16 protein-coding genes are annotated in these 15,825 nt (G+C 72.9%); 6 read left to right on the top strand and 10 right to left on the bottom strand.

Features of this window, described 5'->3' with window-relative positions; translation table 11 throughout:
• Nucleotides 1-871 precede the first annotated feature (871 nt).
• Nucleotides 872-1,576, top strand: coding sequence for an ATP-grasp domain-containing protein (locus tag ACPA54_RS05215; RefSeq protein WP_423527236.1), 705 nt, complete (start codon nucleotides 872-874; stop codon nucleotides 1,574-1,576).
• A 50-nt stretch (nucleotides 1,577-1,626) separates the two neighbouring features.
• Here ACPA54_RS05215 and ACPA54_RS05210 read toward each other — a convergent pair whose 3' ends face one another.
• The 3 genes from ACPA54_RS05210 to ACPA54_RS05200 form a co-directional block, all read right to left on the bottom strand.
• The gene (locus tag ACPA54_RS05210) at nucleotides 1,627-2,535 is read right to left on the bottom strand and encodes an EamA family transporter (RefSeq protein ID WP_423527234.1); all 909 of its coding nucleotides are present in this window, start codon (nucleotides 2,533-2,535) and stop codon (nucleotides 1,627-1,629) included.
• 241 nt (nucleotides 2,536-2,776) lie between these two features.
• A complete protein-coding gene (locus ACPA54_RS05205; protein WP_423527232.1) occupies nucleotides 2,777-3,355 on the bottom strand; it encodes an MOSC domain-containing protein in 579 nt (192 codons plus the stop codon).
• A gap of 84 nt (nucleotides 3,356-3,439) precedes the next feature.
• Nucleotides 3,440-3,976: a hypothetical protein gene (locus ACPA54_RS05200; RefSeq protein WP_423527230.1), complete on the bottom strand. Its 537-nt coding sequence runs from the start codon at nucleotides 3,974-3,976 to the stop codon at nucleotides 3,440-3,442.
• Nucleotides 3,977-4,105: 129 nt separating this feature from the next.
• Here ACPA54_RS05200 and ACPA54_RS05195 point away from each other — a divergent pair, with 129 nt between their 5' ends.
• Both ACPA54_RS05195 and ACPA54_RS05190 read left to right on the top strand, forming a co-directional pair.
• Entirely contained in the window at nucleotides 4,106-4,909 is an 804-nt protein-coding gene (locus tag ACPA54_RS05195; RefSeq protein ID WP_423527228.1) for an SAM-dependent methyltransferase, read from the top strand.
• A gap of 208 nt (nucleotides 4,910-5,117) precedes the next feature.
• The gene (locus ACPA54_RS05190; RefSeq protein WP_423527226.1) at nucleotides 5,118-5,648 is read left to right on the top strand and encodes a hypothetical protein; all 531 of its coding nucleotides are present in this window, start codon (nucleotides 5,118-5,120) and stop codon (nucleotides 5,646-5,648) included.
• 128 nt (nucleotides 5,649-5,776) lie between these two features.
• Here ACPA54_RS05190 and ACPA54_RS05185 read toward each other — a convergent pair whose 3' ends face one another.
• From ACPA54_RS05185 to ACPA54_RS05165, 5 genes are all read right to left on the bottom strand, one after another.
• Nucleotides 5,777-5,959, bottom strand: a complete 183-nt coding sequence (locus ACPA54_RS05185; RefSeq protein ID WP_423527224.1) for a hypothetical protein — start codon at nucleotides 5,957-5,959, stop codon at nucleotides 5,777-5,779.
• Between the two features lie 175 nt (nucleotides 5,960-6,134).
• Nucleotides 6,135-6,890: a GOLPH3/VPS74 family protein gene (locus ACPA54_RS05180; protein ID WP_423527222.1), complete on the bottom strand. Its 756-nt coding sequence runs from the start codon at nucleotides 6,888-6,890 to the stop codon at nucleotides 6,135-6,137.
• 325 nt (nucleotides 6,891-7,215) lie between these two features.
• Entirely contained in the window at nucleotides 7,216-7,410 is a 195-nt protein-coding gene (locus tag ACPA54_RS05175; RefSeq protein WP_423527220.1) for a hypothetical protein, read from the bottom strand.
• A 298-nt stretch (nucleotides 7,411-7,708) separates the two neighbouring features.
• Nucleotides 7,709-8,926, bottom strand: coding sequence for a glutathionylspermidine synthase family protein (locus ACPA54_RS05170; protein WP_423527218.1), 1,218 nt, complete (start codon nucleotides 8,924-8,926; stop codon nucleotides 7,709-7,711).
• 89 nt (nucleotides 8,927-9,015) lie between these two features.
• Nucleotides 9,016-9,378 (bottom strand): hypothetical protein, encoded by a 363-nt coding sequence (locus ACPA54_RS05165; protein WP_423527216.1) that lies wholly within the window; start codon nucleotides 9,376-9,378, stop codon nucleotides 9,016-9,018.
• 268 nt (nucleotides 9,379-9,646) lie between these two features.
• Between ACPA54_RS05165 and ACPA54_RS05160 the strand changes: the two genes are divergently transcribed.
• Both ACPA54_RS05160 and ACPA54_RS05155 read left to right on the top strand, forming a co-directional pair.
• A complete protein-coding gene (locus tag ACPA54_RS05160) occupies nucleotides 9,647-10,402 on the top strand; it encodes an SDR family oxidoreductase (RefSeq protein WP_423527214.1) in 756 nt (251 codons plus the stop codon).
• Nucleotides 10,402-11,286 carry a GNAT family N-acetyltransferase gene (locus ACPA54_RS05155; protein WP_423527212.1) on the top strand — a complete coding sequence of 295 codons (885 nt, stop codon included), beginning with the start codon at nucleotides 10,402-10,404 and terminating at the stop codon, nucleotides 11,284-11,286. The genes ACPA54_RS05160 and ACPA54_RS05155 overlap by 1 nt, the downstream gene beginning before the upstream one ends.
• A gap of 106 nt (nucleotides 11,287-11,392) precedes the next feature.
• On the opposite strand, the gene ACPA54_RS05150 is transcribed toward ACPA54_RS05155, so the two are convergent.
• Nucleotides 11,393-12,718: a L,D-transpeptidase gene (locus ACPA54_RS05150; protein ID WP_423527210.1), complete on the bottom strand. Its 1,326-nt coding sequence runs from the start codon at nucleotides 12,716-12,718 to the stop codon at nucleotides 11,393-11,395.
• A 270-nt stretch (nucleotides 12,719-12,988) separates the two neighbouring features.
• On the opposite strand from ACPA54_RS05150, the gene ACPA54_RS05145 reads away from it, so the two are divergent.
• Nucleotides 12,989-13,870 (top strand): spermidine synthase, encoded by an 882-nt coding sequence (locus tag ACPA54_RS05145; protein WP_423527208.1) that lies wholly within the window; start codon nucleotides 12,989-12,991, stop codon nucleotides 13,868-13,870.
• Nucleotides 13,871-14,420: 550 nt separating this feature from the next.
• Here the strand turns inward: ACPA54_RS05145 and ACPA54_RS05140 are convergent.
• On the bottom strand, nucleotides 14,421-15,800 hold the full coding sequence (locus tag ACPA54_RS05140) for a chloride channel protein (protein WP_423527206.1): 1,380 nt from the start codon (nucleotides 15,798-15,800) through the stop codon (nucleotides 14,421-14,423).
• Between the last annotated feature and the right edge of the window lie 25 nt (nucleotides 15,801-15,825).

The raw sequence follows: 15,825 nt of genomic DNA, 5'->3' as shown, positions 1-15,825 counted from the left end.
GGGCGGGCCCGTATCGCCTGTTGGCGACGGCTGTGGCCGTCGCCGGGCGAGGCCGCGCGTGCCGCCGCGGCCGCCTGCGGGGTTCGCCCGCGGTCTCCGATGCCGCCGGTGTCTGCCGTTGCGGCGTCTCTCGTGCGGCCGAACTTCCGTACCGCACAAGCTCGGCCGCGACGCACGCCGTCGTTGCCGTCGACCGCGAGGCGTGCGCGTGACCGCCCTCCCCGCCCTCCCCGTCGTCCGTGTCATCAGTGACCGGCCGAACCACCCCACCCTGAAGGCGTTCGCGCGGCTGGTGGCGGGGGAGGCAGCCTCGGGCACCGGTCGTGTCGGTGTCGGTGTCCGGGTAGGTTTCGGTGGGGGCGGTGATGGCGCCGGAGCGGCCGATGCCTCTGGGACCCGCATGCTCGTCGACCCGCCCGCGGCGTCGTCGCCGCAGGGAACGGGACTGCGCGGAATCGCCCGAGCCGACGCGGTGATCGGAGCGCCTGGCGACGCTGAGCGCCCGCATCCTGGTGTCCCGCAAGCAGCGCCCCTGGGTGACGCGTTGCCGCGGCTCCCCGCCGCGGGTGAGCGCTGTGTCGGGCGAGGTCGCGATCTGTCGAGTGGTGACGCGGTCGACCATGCCTCACCACCGGTTGCGGCCGGACCGGCCGTTCCCCGCGCCCGTGATCCGCACGCGGGTCGACGGGCGCGCTGTGCGGTCGAGTTCGTCCATCCGCGGGACCCGTTCACGGGGCACGATGCGGCCGTCCTCTATCTCCTCAAGTCCCGTGAGGCCGACGCACTGCGGCTGGCGCGGAGGGCCGAAGCCCAGGGTGTCCGCGTGGTCAACTCGGCGGCGGCTACCGAGGCCTGTCTTGATCGGGTGGCCATGGCGAGGGTCGCGCGGGGTGCGGGGCTGCCGTTCCCGGTGACGGTGGCGTTTGCGGGGCGGCAGGGTGTGGTCGAGTGGGCCGGAGAGCGGGCGGGGGAGGCGCGGCGATTCGTGCTCAAGAGCCGGCACAGTCGTCGGAGCAACCCCGTTCCGGTGGTCGGCACGCCCCGCGAGCTTGCCGCCGTTGCTGCGGCGTGGGCCGACGAGCCGCTGGTCGTCCAGGACTTCGCGGACGGGGACGGGTGGGACCACAAGTTCTGGGTGATCGGTGACCGCGTGTTTGCGGGGCTGCGGTTGCCGCCGGAGGGCGTGGCGGGGGCCTCGGAGCGCCCGGCTGCGCCGACTGCCCACGGGGCGTCGGGACTTGCGTCAACTGCCGACCCGGCCGCCGCCGCCGGCTCCAGTCCCCCCGTCGGCCACCCACCTGCCGCGAAGCGCACCGTGGAACTCCCGCCGGACGCCGTACCCCCGGACTGGTCCGGCCTCGTCCGCCGCGTCGGTGACGCTTTCGGGTTGTCCGTCTACGGCGTCGACCTGCTTGCCGCCTCCGCCGGCCCGGTCATCGTCGACATCAACGCCTTCCCCGGCTTCCAAGGCGTCACCGGAGCCCCGGAAGCCCTGGCCGAGCTGGCGGCCGAGATCGTCGCAGCGGCCGAGTCGCGCGCGGGAGCGGGGCAGGTGACGGACGCCCCGCTCCCCTGACCGGCGCCGTCACCCGTCCGGGAAAACGGCGCCGGCAAACGAGGGCTCCTCTACTCCCGCGTCAGGACCGCCAACGCCGCCCCGACCACTGCCATCCCGCCCCACGACAGCACCGACAGCTGCTCTCCGAGCACCACGACCCCCAGCACCGCGGCCGCGGCCGGCTCGGCGAGGGTCAGGGCCGTGGCGACCGACGCCGTGGTGTGGCGCAGGCCGAGGCCGAACAAGGTGTAGGCGATGCACGTCGTCAGTACCGACAAATGCAGGGCCACCGCCACCCCGCGCCCGGTCGTGAGCCAGCCGCCGTCGGCAACGACCAGCGGCAGGACCAGCAGCGCCGCGCCGCCGAACATGACGGCCAGCCCCGGGCGCGCCGGGTGGCCGCGGGCGATGAGGCGCGCGCCGACCGTGGCGTACACCGCGTACGACAGCCCCGCCGCCAAAGCGAGCCCAACCCCGAGCGCGTCCACTCCCGCGCCGCCGCCCGGGCGGCCGAGCACCAGCAGCGTGCAGCCGCCGACCGCGGCCGCGGTCGCCGCCCACCAGCGCCAACCCGTTGCGGTGCGTTCCAGCAGCCCCGCGAACACCGGCGCCGAACCCAGCGCGACCACGGTGGCGACCGCGACGCCTGTGCGCGCCACCGCCGGATAGAACGTCAGCGGGTACCCGGCCACCGCGACCGCACCCGCCGCGAGCGCCGTCCGCGCCCGCCGTGAGGACCCGCGGACCACGGCGAGCGTGCCGCGCGTCGTCAGCACCAGCAGGAGACCGCCGAACACCAGCCCGGCACAGCCCACCGCCGCCGGGTGCGCGCCGTCCGGCGCGAAGGACGCCACCGTGCCGGTGCTGCCCCACAGCAGGCACGCCACCAGGATCGGCAGCGGTCCGCGGGCGAACACCGTCCAGGCGCCGGGACGTTCGAGAGAAGAAGAGAGCGAGGGAGATACGCGTGTCGACACGCCGTGACCTTCCGATTCCGAACCGAGGAGAAAAACCGGCATCGAAACGGGCGCACGGCAAAGAGAACCCCGCACTCGGCGGGGTACCTACGAGGCGAAGCCGCGGCGCCCTAGAAGGCGACCGGCGGCGGGGTGCTGGTGCGGAACACGCGCGGGTCGGGCATGGGGTCAGCGTAGCGCGCGGGATGGCGGCGCAGCCGTGGAATTTCCGGACGCCCCCGGCCGACGAAGACGGGCCGGGTCACACCGGCGCGAGCGGGGTGTGCGGCAGCGCGGGAAGCTCGACGACGATCGGGTCGCCCGGTGCGATGTCGCCGCCGGTCCGGACGATGCCCATGATGCCGCCGAGGCGCACCACGTTCCCGTCCGCGTCGCGCGGGGTCAGCCGCTTCAGCAGGCCGTCCGAGAAGCCGTTGATCTGCCCGCACGGGTTGCGCAGGCCGGTCACCTCGACCACCGCCTCCGGCCCGATCCGCAGCAGCGTGCCGGTAGGCAGGCCGAGCAAGTCGACGCCGCGGGTCGTGATGTTCTCGCCGAGTTGCCCGGCCTCGACCGGGTGGCCTTCGGTGCGGAGTTCCTCGTGCAGCTCGTCGTGCATGAGGTGGACCTGCCGCAGATTCGGCTGACTCGGGTCGCGGGCCACCCGCGAACGGTGCTTCACCGTGACACCCGCGTGCACGTCGCCTTCGACGCCGAGCCCGGCGAGGAGCCGGATCCGGCCGCGGTTCGGCTTGGCGAACGAATATTCAGGGTTGCTGCTCACAGCCTTCACCGTGCCGACCGGTGTCGGTACGGCGTCGGCGGCGTTCGGCGTGGTCATCGGTCCCCTTCACGGCGGGTACGCGAGCCGGACGGGCGCCCGCGCGCTTGCCGAGGTGGTGGTCGTCCTGCCCGCCCACCGCCATCATGCCGGATGGCGGTCCGGCGCCTCGCGCCAATACCCCGTGGGAGACGCCGCTGCGCCGGGCCCGAGGTGGGGCGTCGTCTCGTCGTCCGAGGCATCCTCTTCCGCGCTGTCCGCGGATGCCGACGCCGTCCCCGAGTCCGAGTCTGAGTCCGACGCCGACGTCGACGCCGCCTCGGCCAACGACGCGGCGAGCGCCATTGCGAGCACCGCCGCCCGCTGCGCCTCGACCGCGGCCTCGCGCAGCCCCTCGCTGCGTCGGGTGCGGGACGCGCGTTCGGGCGGGAGCGCGGCGCGGATCGCGGTGACGGCGGCGGCAAGGTCGGCGGCGGCGGTGCGGGCCACGCGGGCGGTTTCGCGGTCCGGGTCCGGCGGCGGGGGAGGCGCGTCGGGGTCCGCCGCGCGGCGCTTGCGGTAGGCGCGTACCCGGCACGCGTCGGAGCAGTATCGGCGGGGCCTGCCGCGCCACAGCCGTGCGGGGGAGTCCAGCCCCGAGTTGGCGACGTCGATCGCGCCGCCGCATTCCGTGCACACCATGCCGCCGAGCCTACGGCGGGATCCCGACTGTCAAGATCGCCGGAGACGGCCTAGCATCACCGGAGTCGCGGCCGGGCCGCGCACCGGCGCCAAGTCGGCGCCGTACGCCACGAGTTCAGGGGGACACCGATGGCTGACGAACACCCGACCGGGCACGGCGCCGGGGATCCGGAGCAGCCCAGCATCGCCCGCGTCTACGACGCGATGCTCGGCGGCACCGACAACTTCCCCGCGGACCGCGCGGTCGCCGCGAAGATTCAGAGCGTCCTCCCGATCAGCAAGGAGAACGCCTGGCGGCAGCGCGAACTCCTGGCGCGCGGTGTCCGCCACCTGGCGAACGAGGGCATCGACCAGTTCCTCGACCTGGGGTCGGGCCTGCCGACCGTGCAGAACACCCACCAGATCGTCCAGGCCCTCAACCCCGACGCGCGAGTCGTGTACGTCGACAACGATCCGGCGGTGTTCGCGCGCGGCCGCGTGCTGCTCGCGGACGACCCGCGCAGCGCGGTCGTCACCGCCGACCTGCGCGACGTCGACGTGGTCCTCGACCATCCCGAGGTGTGCGCACTCGTCGACTTCGACCGGCCGGTCGGGCTCTTGATGGTCGGCGTCCTGCACCACTTCGCGGACGCCGACGACCCGGGCGGCATCGTCAAGCGCTACCTGGACGCCGTCCCGTCCGGCAGCCGTCTGTTCCTCACCCACTTCCGGGCGAACCCGCCGGTCAGCGACGACCTCGAGAAAGTGTTCCTGACCATGCTCGGCAGCGGCCGGTTCCGCACGCAGACCGAGATCGAGGCCTACTTCGACGGCCTGGTCCTCGACGAGCCCGGCGTCGTCGCCATGCCGCTGTGGAAGCCGGACGGACCGGTCGCGGTCCCGCTCGACACCTCCAGCGAGATGATCGCGGCGGGAAGCGGCCGCAAGCCCTGACCACCGCGTGACGGGTCCGCCGTCCGACGGAGGAACGCCGGGCCGCAACGGCCGATCGGCGCCGCCATGGTGCCGATCGGCCGCGGACGCTACGCCAATTGGTGTATCCCTCGGGCAAAAAGCGGGTGTTCTGCGGCGGGAGCACACCGAATCGGCATGTGATGGACGTGCGGATCCATTCCGGACCGCTTGTCTGCAGGAGGCCTTCGTGCGTACGCCCATCCCGTCGAACCGATCCCGCCGCTCACCGTTCGGTGCCCCGTTCCGCACATCGCTGCGCACCTCGTTGGGTGCGGCCGCCGCGACGGCCGTGGCCGCCGGGCTGCTGTGCACGACGCCCGCGACCGCCGCCGTACCGCACCGGGCGGATGCGCCGCCCGGCGCATCGGAAACGCGCCGCGTCGACGTCGTGGCACGCGTCGCCGCGTTCTGGGACCAGTACAAGTCCGCGGTCCTGGGCACCAACCCGGACATGAACCCGACCGAGGTCCGCAACGAGTTCCTCACCGCGGACCTCAACGCCCAACTCGACGCCTGGGCCGAACGAAACGGCGCCGACCCGATCTTCCGGGCGCAGAACGTCCCGATCGGCCGCGCGATCAGCTACGAGGACAGCGGCGCCGGCCACGCGACCGTGATCGTCACCCAGCAGTGGAGCGACGGCAGCTCGAACGACGTCTGGTACCGCGTGCCGCTCGACGGCTCGCGCATCGACGGCCTGGAGGACCCGCCGGCGTAGGCGGTAGCCGGTTGCCGGGACGGGCTGTCCCCCGGAGGGCAGCCCGTCCCGGCTTGGCCGTTGCTCGTTCCTGTTCCCCGTCGTTCCGCTGTTCCGCTGTTCTGCTTTTGCGCGTCCAGTCGTGCCGGTCAGCGGCACGTCCACCCGGGATGCCGCGACACTCGGCCGCTGCCGCGGTCCACGCACAGTTCATCGGAGCTGTGGTCGATCCAGTACGCCTGCCCGCGATCGATGAACACGGGCTGGTTCAGCCGGAACCAGCCGACCCGCGTCGCAAGCAGCAGACGCTCGGCTGTCGTCCGCGTTTCCATGCGCAACTCCTTCAACACGTGGTTAGCCGAGGATCCTGCCAGTCGGGCAGGCGCATCGGACACGCGATTTTCACGGGCCCGGGCCACGTCCGACGGCGGCTGCCACGAGGTATCCGGTTGTCCGGCTATTCGACTGTCCGGTTATTCGACTACCCGGCTGCTTCGGCTGTCCGGTTCATCCGCCTGACCCGTCCGACGAGCGGCGGTCGCGGACGTGCTTGCGCAGGGCTTCCGGTACCGGGCCGAGGCCGGGGGAGAGTTCGCCGATGCGGCTCTTGGCGGCCCGGCGTTCGCTCCAGGTGGCGAGGCGCGGCAGGCGGCCGTGGTGGGCGAGTACCGCGAGCGCCGCGCCGTCGCGCGACACGTCCGACAGCGGTCCGGTGAGGGCGCCGTCGCGGGCGGCCAGCGCGGAACGCCGGGCGTCGGCGCGGCGCAACGTGACGTGGTGGTACGGGAAGAGCCCCAGTCGGCGGCCCTCGTCGACCTTCACGACGCGTTGCGCCGCCAGTTCGGCGCGCACGATGCCCCGGGCCGTCCGGTCGCGGCTGCCGACCCAGCGGCGCCACGTGCGGGCCCGTTCGGTGTCGGCGATGCGGGCGAGCAGGTCGGCCTCGAGCCAGCCCGCGGGTGGGGCGGCGGGTCGGGCGGTCACCCGTACCTTGCCGTTGTCGTCGGCGACGAGGCCTTGGTCGAGCAAGGACTGCAACGCCGCGGCGTTGAGGGCGAGGCCGAAGTGGGGGCCGCCGGCAACGCCGCCGTCGAGGCGGCAGGCGATCAGGAACAAGCGCTGTGGCAGGGTGAGTTCGCTATCGGGCCGCGGGCTTGCCGACGTCCGTGTCGCGGGGCGGCGCGGTGTCCGCGGGCTGGTGGCGTGGTCCTGGGGTTCGGGCCGGGAGGTCGTCCCGGCATTGTTCCGGCGTGTGCTTCGCATGAGGCATTCCTTCCGCCCGCGTTTTCCCCCGGCCGCGCAGCGCCTTCCAGCGCCGCGCGACGCGCCGGCGTCCGGGTGGTCCCGACGAGAGCAGCAGTGTTGCCACCGCGGCGGCCGTGGTGGCCCACACGGCCGCCGTCTGCACCGCCGTTGCCACCACGTGCCCACCCCCAACACCGAACCCGTACCCGCCGCGACGACGACCCGGCCGAGCCGGGAGGAGGGAGCCTCGCGACGCTCGACCTGACGATTCCGAAGTTAGCAAAGTGATATCACTTTTTACCGAGGGATATCCCTCGGATCGGTGCGGGAGGGCGCGGGGGACTCAGTCGCTCCCGCTCGTGCCGTTCCGCCGGTTCCCGCGCCGCCACCGCGCCGCATCCCGGCTCAGCCCGCTCGCCGCCGTCGTCGCCCGCGCCACCGCCCGCACCCACGCCGGCCCGCCGCGCGATGCCCACACCACGCACACGCAGCCGAACACGACGGCCGCCAGGACGATCACCAACACCGCAGGGATCATGCTCTGCCCCCGAATCCGTCGATCGCACCAACCGCTCCGTATATCCGAATTCTGTCAGCCCGTCCCGCTTCCCGTGCGCATCGCCGAGGCGTGCAGGCAGCGCACCCCCCCCGAACGCCGCATCGACACGCGCGAACCATCGCGAGGCCCGGTCACCCGCTGCGGCAAGAACGCCCGGGCCGGACCCGTCAGGCTCCCGCCGCAGCCACAGAACGTGATCAACCGAGCCGGCCCACCGCCGCAACCTCGATCTCGGCCGCGCCGGGGACCCGCCCGGCGTGCCCGCGCGCAGGAACGATCAGTCCTCCTCCAGCCACCGCGCCTTCTCCTCGTCCGACGGGGCCGGGGTGTCGACGATGTGGGGGACGAAGCGGGCGTAGAAGTCGGTGACCGGGCCGTCGGATTCGCGGATGCCCAGGCCGGCGGGCTTGCCGTCGACGATCCAGGAGCCGAGGACGACCTGGTTGCCGTCGAGGTCGGGCAGGGGCACGTACTGCTGGAAGCACCAGCCTTCGGAGCCGTCGTAGTCGACGGTCGGGTGCACGTACTCCGACTCGGGCGTGACGATGCGGACCGAGTCGCCCTCGCGGCCGTGGAGCGGCTTTGCGACGTAGGAGGTCAGGTCGCGCGGCGAGTCGAGGTAGGCCGGGAGCAGGTTGGGGTGGCCCGGGTACAGCTCCCACAGGATGGCGAGGATGGCCTTGTTCGACAGCACCACCTTCCACGCCGGCTCCAGGAACGTGCACGCGTCCGGGTGTTCGACGACGTGGGCGCCGAACGGCTCGGAGAGCATGTCCTCCCACGGGTACAGCACGAACATCGTGTCGACGACCCGTTCGTCGAGGTCCACGAACCGCAGTGCGCCGTCGTGCCAGCCGATGTCGGCGACCTCCAGGCCGATCGTGGTCAGGCCCGCCTCCGCCGCGGTGTCGCGCAGGTAGGACGAGGTGAGCCATTCCTCGTCGAAGTCGGTGCCGCCGACGTGGGCGAAGTGGACGATGTCGGAACGCAGTTGCGGTCGCATGCGCTGCCAGGCGCGGACCAGGCGCTCGTGCAGGCTGTTCCACTGGTCGCGGTGCGGGAACCGGTCGCGCAGCCAGTACCACTGGATCATCGACGCTTCGATCAGCGTCGTCGGCGTGTCCGCGTTGTACTCGAGCATCTTCACGTCGGCGATGTCGCCGTTCTCGCCGCCCCACGCGAAGTCGAAGCGGCCGTACAGGCTCGGCCGGTCGAGCGTGGCGCGGAGATAGCCGCGTGCCTCCTCCGGCAGCGAGAACGCGCGCAGGTCCCCCCGGTCGAGGACGTGCCGGGCCGCCGCCACGCACATCTCGTGCAGTTCGCGCGTGACCTCCTCGAGGCGGTCGATCTCGGCGAGGGTGAAGCGGTAGTACGCGTTCTCGTACCAGTACGGCACCTCGCTGCCGTCGTCCAGCTTCGTCGCCGAATACAGCATGCCCTGTGCCTCGACCAGGTGCCGGAAGTCCGGCCGCGGGTCGATCCCTATCCGCTCCATGTCACACCCTTCCGGCGGCCGCGGCGCAGCCCGCGGCCGAGCCGACGAAACGATCGGCCGCGACCCGTTCAACGAAACGATCCTGCATGTCAGCCGCCGCCGGTTCCGCCTCCGCCGCCGAACCCGCCGCGGCTGATGCTGCCCGAACCGGGCCGCACGAACGTGCCGCCACCGCCCGAATTCACCGAACTCCCGCTGTCCGGAAGCGCGTTCTCGCTCTTCCCGGACTTCCGTGGCAGGTAGTACCAGCCGTACACGCCGGTCACGTCCGTCAGACACAGCGACTCGGCGACCCGCATCATGGTTGCGCGATGGACGCAGATCTCCGCGTAGTCGGACTTCTTCGAACCCTTCGAACTGCACGCCGTCAACGCACTCGCCAACGTCAGCGTCAACGTCGCGGCCACCGTCGCCGACCGCAGCCGGCGCCCCGCATGCGGAGGTTTCGCCACCCCGCCCTCCCCGTCATCGGTCCCATCCGGACCCGGGACGCTACCGGGCCCCGCCGCCGCCCCACCAGACGGGTGTCCCTCGACCTGGACGCAGCCGCCCGTGATTGGATCGGACGCGGACGGCCCGGCCCCGCGCCACCGCGCAACGCCCCGCCGAACCGCCGATCCTTCGAAGCTTCGAACCGCCAAACCCGCATCCGGGGGACACCACCCCGCCCCGCACCCGGAGCCGTACCCCGGCGCCGGACCCGCCCAGGGAGGAACCGCCATGACCCAGCCCGGCGTTCTGCTCGTCACCGGAGCGAGCAAAGGCATCGGGGCCGCCGTCGCCCGCAGCGCCGCCGCGGCCGGCTGGGCCGTCGCCGTCAACTACGCCACCGACGAAGCCGGCGCCGCCCGCGTCGTCGCCGCCATCGACGCCGACGGCGGGCGAGGCGTCGCCCTCGCCGGCGACGTCTCCCGCGAAGCCGACGTCGTGCGCCTGTTCGACGACGCCGAAGCCAAACTCGGCGCCCCCGTCACCGCACTCGTCAACAACGCCGGCATCGTGGGCAGGTACGGCCGCTTCGCCGACCTCGACACCGACGCCCTCCAGCGCACCGTCGACATCAACGTCACCGGCCTGATGCTGTGTGCCCGCGAAGCGGTCCGCCGCATGTCCACCCGCACCGGCGGAACCGGCGGCCACATCGTCAACGTCTCCTCCCGCGCCGCCCAGGTCGGCAGCCCCGGCGAATGGGTCCACTACGCCGCCACCAAAGGCGCCGTCGACAGCCTCACCCTCGGCCTCGCCAAAGAAGTCGCCGGCGAAGGCATCCGCGTCAACGCCGTGGCCCCCGGCCTCATCGACACCGGCCTGCACGCCGCCGCCGGACAACCCGACCGGCTCGCCGCCAAAGCCCACGAGGTCCCCCTCGGCCGCGCCGGAACCCCGCAGGACTGCGCCGACGCCGTGCTGTGGCTGCTCTCCGACCAGGCCGCCTTCGTGATCGGCGCGGTCCTCCCGGTGGGAGGCGGACGCTGATGGCCACCGTCCCCCAACCCGCCGCGGATCCGGAGGCGGGCTCGCTCCTGGCCCGCATCGACGCCTACTGCGACACCGCACCCCGCGGCAGCGTCCCGCCCGAGGACCACGGCCCGCTCACCCTGTTCCTCCCGCACGACGGGAGCTGGCCCTACTACGCCCGGCCCACCCCCGGCCACCCCGCGCCGCCGACCGCGGCCGACGTCGCCGCCGTCCGCCGCAGACAACGCGAACTCGGCGTCCCCGAAGCCCTCGAATGGATCCACGAGACCAGCCCCGGGCTGGCCGCGGCCGCCGAACACGCGGGCATGCACGTCCACAGCCACCCGCTCATGGCCCTGGACCCCGACGCCTTCGCCGCCGCGCCCGTGCCCGCCCCGCCGGACGTCGACGTACGGCGCATCGCCCACGACGCCCTCGACCTTGCGATCGTGCACAGCGTCCCGGCCGTCGCCTTCGCCGAGCCCGGCACCCGCATCGGCCTCGGCGGCCCGGAACTGCGCGACGCCGCCGCGCCCGGCCAACCGGTCGAGCTGCTGCGCTACCTGGGGGCCCGCATGCGCACGGGCGAGACGGTCACGTACGCGGCGTACGGTGCCAAAGGCCCCCTCGCGACCGGCAGCCACCTTCCGCGCACCACGCCCGGCCCCGCCGGGGCACTGGCCACCGAACTGGTCGCCATCGGCACCCTCCCCAGCGCCCGCCGCCGCGGCTTGGCCGCCGCGATCACCTGGCACCTGGCCGCGGACGCGCTCGCCGGCGGCGCCGCGCTCGTGTTCCTCAGCGCGGGCGACGAGGACGTGGCGCGGGTGTACGGGCGACTCGGGTTCCGGCGGGTGGGGACGGCGATGATCGCGGAGGGACGCGACGAAGTCATGCCGTGAGGGCCCCGGGGCGTTCGCCGGCTGCCGGACTCACGCCGCCGGCCGGCCGCTTGCCGCCGGGCCCTTCCCCCATTGCCGGGCTGTCGTCGACTCGGCTACGTGAGCGCTACTTGAGCGCGCTCTTCGCCTGCCACTGGGCGTAGCTCAGCTGCCAGGCGCCGAAACCGTTGCCGGAATCGGTGGTGGCGGTGCTGTTCGAGCCCTTGACGACGACCGGGTCGCCGACCTGGACGCGCTCGTAGAACCACTTGGCGTCCTCGACGGTCATGCCGACGCAGCCGTGGCTGGTGTTGTTGACGCCGATGTTCGCGGTGTTCCACGCGGCCGAGTGGAAGAACGTGCCCGACGAGGTGAAGTGGACCACCCACGGCACGTCGGGCAGCTTGTAGCTGTCGCCGAGGCCGACGGTCTGCGAGTCGAGGGTCTCCGTGGCGTTCTTGCCGAGGATGACGTGCGTGCCGCCGCGCGTCGGGAACTCGTCGGAGCCGGCGGACATGGCCAGCGTCTTGACGGTCTCCCCGTTCTCGATGACCTTCACCTTGTGGTTCGGGACGTCGACCTCGACGACCCGCCCGGTGCCGACGGTGAACGTCGACGCGTAGTCGCGGGCGAAGTAGGTGCCCTTGCCGCTCTTGACGCCGGTGAGGTCGGCGTTGAGCGTCACCTTCGTGCCGGCCTTCCAGTACTCCTTCGGCCGCCAGTCCGCCCGGTCCTTGCCGGAAATGTCCTTGATCCAGCCCCACGAGCCCTCGGTCGGCACCGACGCCGTCACGTTCAGGTGCCGCTCGACCTCGGCCTTGTCGACGACGGGGTAGTCGAACGTGATCGACACCGGCTGTGCGACGCCGAACGTGCCGCCGTCCGCCGGCTTCATCGCCAGCTTGTTGATCCGGTCGGCCTTCGCGGTGGTGAACGTGCTGGTCGACGACCCGCCCTTGCCCTTCGCGGACCGTGAGTCGACCGACACGGTGTAGACGGTGCCGGGCACGGTCTTGCCGCTGGACGTCCAGGTCAGGCCGTCCGCCGACAGCGACCCGCGCACCGTCTCGCCATCGGTGTCGGATATGCGTACGCGGGTCAGGACGCCGTCGGCGGCGGTCACCGTGATCGCTTTGCCGGGCTCGATGCCGGTCGCCTTGTTCGCCGGGTTGACGGTGACGCGGGCGCCATCGGGTTCGGGGGTTTGGTTCTTCTGTTGCTCGGTGTTCTTGTCCTGCGGGTCCGGTGTGCTTGCGGGGGCCGGTGCTTGCGGGGTGGTCGTGCCCTGCGGGGTGGTCGTGCTTTGCGGGGTGCTCGTGCCTTGCGCGGAGTTGCCGGACGATCCGCCCCCGCCGCATGCCGCGAGCAGCAGTACGGACGCGGCGGCGATGGCAGGCAGGGCAACGGCAGTACGGACGCCCTTGCGGGGCCCGGGTATGGCGGCGCGACTCACAAAGAAACCTCATCGGTCATCGTCAGGGAACCGGGTAATTCTCCCTTTATCGCTGAACAACGTCCAAATCATCCGAGATGGTTGCGTGGGAATGGTCACATTAGGGGGTTTGGGGAGGTGTGGGGGGTGGGTGTGGCGGGGGGTACGGCGGCATTTCGGTGTTCGGGTGTGGGGCGGGGGAGCGGCGGGATCGGGAGTCGACGGGGCGCACGCTCGCGCGGCGCGGGGGCGGCGCGGCCCGGGCACTCGTCGGGCCGGGACAATCGTCGGATGAGCGACCACAGCCACCCGGACGAGCCCGATTCCCCGGCGGACCCCATCCCGGTCTCCCGCTCCGTCGACCTCGGCCGGGCGGCCCTGCTCCCCGACGTCGACCGCCCGCGCGCCTGGCTGCTGACGTTGGACGGGTCGCCGCAGTCGTACGTGGACCTCGACGAGCCCGAGTACGTCGAGTTCGAATACGCCCGCCGCCTCGCCCACGTCCTCGACCTCGCCGCTGGGCCCGGCAGGCCCCTGGACGTACTGCACCTCGGCGGCGGCGCCCTCACCCTCCCGCGCTACGTCGAAGCCACCCGCCCCGGTTCCCGCCAGCACGTCGCCGAACTGGACGCCGCCCTCGTCGCCCTGGTGACCGAACACTTGCCACTGCCGTCCGGCGCGCCGATCGACGTCGAGGTCGGGGACGCGCGCGCGGTCCTGGCCGCGCAGCCCGCGGCCTCCGCCGACGCGCTCGTGGCCGACGTCTTCGGCGGAGCGCTCATCCCACGGCACCTGACCAGCATCGGCTTCCTTGCCGACGCGGCCCGGGTGCTGCGCCCGGGCGGCGTGTACGCGGCCAACCTCGCCGACGGCGGCGCGCTCGTGTTCCTCCGCGGCCAGACCGCGACCGCGCTCGCGGTGTTCGCCCACGTGGCCCTCGTCGCCGAGCCGGAACACCTCGACGGCACCCGCTTCGCCAACGCCGTCCTCGTCGCCTCCGACGCGCCCCTCCCGTCGGACGCCCTCGCCGCCCTCGCCGCCGCCGACCCCTACCCGGCTGTAGTCCTCACCGGCCCCGAACTGACCGCCTTCGCCGCGGGCCATCCCGTCGTCACCGACACCACCGCCATCGGCTCACCCGCACCACCCCGAGGCGCCTTCGGCATCGGCTGACACGGCGGGATCGACGACCTGACGGGCGCCCTACCAAGCCGGCCGCGGATCACGCAGCTCCTCCGGAGTCTGCGCGGGCAGCTTCCGGCCGGTGTCCGTGCGCGGCAGCAGCCCCGGGTCGGGTTCGAACTCGTCGGTGGCCGGTGCCGGGTCGTGGAAGCGCTCGGTGCCGGGAGGGCGATCTCCACGAGCTTGCCGTCCTGGAACATCCACAGGCCGAACACGTCGTCGTCCTGGTCGCGGAGCAGCACCTGCACCGTTTCCGGGCGCGGCCACGGCAGCGATTCCAGGTGCTTGAGCAGCCCCTTGCGGGCACGCATCTTCTCGAATTCCAAGGCCCATCCGAAATCGAAGCCCCACTGGCCCTCGATCGGCACGAAGTGGCCGCGCCACGCATGTTCGCCGTCCTCGCGCGTCAGCGGTTCCATGACCTCCTCCGCGCCGCGCGCCGGCACGATGACCTCGGCGTCTCTGCTCATGACGCGGATGTGACCGCATCCGCAGAACCCCGCGCAACCGAAATCCCGGTCAAGGCGCGCAACGCCGGGGCTCAGTCCGCCCCGGCCGCCGGTGGCCCCACCGGCTGGCTCCGGTACAGCGTCGCGTCGCCGACGACCGCGGCCGCCGCGAGTACGCCGACGATGCCCGGGCCGAGAATGCCCGCGTCGCCGATCGTCTCCGCTGCCATCACCAGGACCGCAATCGGTGCCCGCACGATCGGTCCCAGGCACGCGGCCATGCCGACCACCACGAACACCGTCGGATCGTGCGGTGCCATGCCGAGCGGCTCTGCAACACGCCAGGCCAGCGCTCCGACGCCGCCGCCGATGACCAGCCCGGGCCCGAACACGCCGCCCGAGCCGCCGAATCCGACGGAGACCGAGGTGGCGCACAGTTTGGCGGCGGGGATCGCGAGCACCACCCACCACGGCACACCGGCCAGCACGTCGTGGTCCATCAGCGCCGGCAGCAGGCCGTACCCGGTGCCGAGCACCCCGGGTATCAGCAGACCCAGGGCCCCGGCGAGCAGGCCTCCCGTCGCCGCGGTCAGCATCAGCCGCGGTGCGGACCGGGCCCACGCCGCGACGCGGTCGTGGACACCGCAGAAACACGCCGCGTAGAGCCGTCCGGCCGCGCCCGCCGCCACACCGACGACGGCCAACGCCACCACCGCGCCGACCCCGCCGATGCCGCCGGAATCCGAGCCGTGCCGGACGCCGTGGACACCCAGCAGGGGATCGACCCCTATGAGCGTCCCCGACCCGACACACATGCCGAAGACCAGTTGTGCGAACACCGCGGACACCAGTGCCTGAGGCAGCACGCGGAGATCGGCGCCCCGCCGGTACAGCATTTCCGCCGCCAGCAGCGCACCGCCCAACGGCGCCCGGAAGATCGCCCCGACCCCGGACCCCAGCCCCACGACCACCGCCGTACGCGCCTGGTCCGGCGAAAGCCCGGCCCGGCGCGCGACGACGGAGCCGACCGCGGCGGACATCTGCGCCGCGGGCCCCTCGGTACCCGCCGACCCGCCCGTCCCGATGGTGAGCGCCGAGGCGACCGCCTTGACCGCGGGGACCCGTGCCCGCATCCCCAGCGGATCGTGGTGGGCGGCGTGGATGGCCGCGTCGGTTCCGTGCCCGCCGGCCTCCGGGGCCAGCCACTTCGCCAAACCCGCCGCGCACGCCGCCCCGGCGGCGGCGACCAGCGGCACCGCCCAAGGCCGGGACGCCGACGGCATCACGCTGCCGGATGCCGCGCCCGCCACGGGGCGGAAGCCCGAGGCTCCGGTGAGCAGATGCCGGGTACAGACGTCCAGTAACCCGTGCAACCCGGCCGCCCCCAGCCCGGCCACCGATCCGACGACCACGCACAACGGGAGCCAACGGACGAGGGAGTTGTCCGCGTCCGGCAGCCAACGACCCTTCACACGTTCCTTCTCCACGACACCGCCG

Origin of the sequence: Uniformispora flossi (assembly GCF_049534875.1) — a bacterium.
GTDB lineage: Bacteria > Actinomycetota > Actinomycetes > Streptomycetales > Streptomycetaceae > Yinghuangia > Yinghuangia aomiensis.
The sequence above is the reverse complement of the archived record's forward strand: the minus strand, read 5'-3'. Positions and strand labels throughout refer to the sequence as shown.

Coding starts and splice junctions, on each gene's coding strand:
- ACPA54_RS05200 (WP_423527230.1), bottom strand. CDS start 3,976: ATGGTGTGCACGGAATGCGGCGGCGCGATCGACGTCGCCAACTCGGGG.
- ACPA54_RS05145 (WP_423527208.1), top strand. CDS start 12,989: ATGAGCGACCACAGCCACCCGGACGAGCCCGATTCCCCGGCGGACCCC.
- ACPA54_RS05205 (WP_423527232.1), bottom strand. CDS start 3,355: ATGACCACGCCGAACGCCGCCGACGCCGTACCGACACCGGTCGGCACG.
- ACPA54_RS05175 (WP_423527220.1), bottom strand. CDS start 7,410: ATGATCCCTGCGGTGTTGGTGATCGTCCTGGCGGCCGTCGTGTTCGGC.
- ACPA54_RS05180 (WP_423527222.1), bottom strand. CDS start 6,890: ATGCGAAGCACACGCCGGAACAATGCCGGGACGACCTCCCGGCCCGAA.
- ACPA54_RS05170 (WP_423527218.1), bottom strand. CDS start 8,926: ATGGAGCGGATAGGGATCGACCCGCGGCCGGACTTCCGGCACCTGGTC.
- ACPA54_RS05155 (WP_423527212.1), top strand. CDS start 10,402: ATGGCCACCGTCCCCCAACCCGCCGCGGATCCGGAGGCGGGCTCGCTC.
- ACPA54_RS05215 (WP_423527236.1), top strand. CDS start 872: ATGGCGAGGGTCGCGCGGGGTGCGGGGCTGCCGTTCCCGGTGACGGTG.
- ACPA54_RS05195 (WP_423527228.1), top strand. CDS start 4,106: ATGGCTGACGAACACCCGACCGGGCACGGCGCCGGGGATCCGGAGCAG.
- ACPA54_RS05160 (WP_423527214.1), top strand. CDS start 9,647: ATGACCCAGCCCGGCGTTCTGCTCGTCACCGGAGCGAGCAAAGGCATC.
- ACPA54_RS05185 (WP_423527224.1), bottom strand. CDS start 5,959: ATGGAAACGCGGACGACAGCCGAGCGTCTGCTGCTTGCGACGCGGGTC.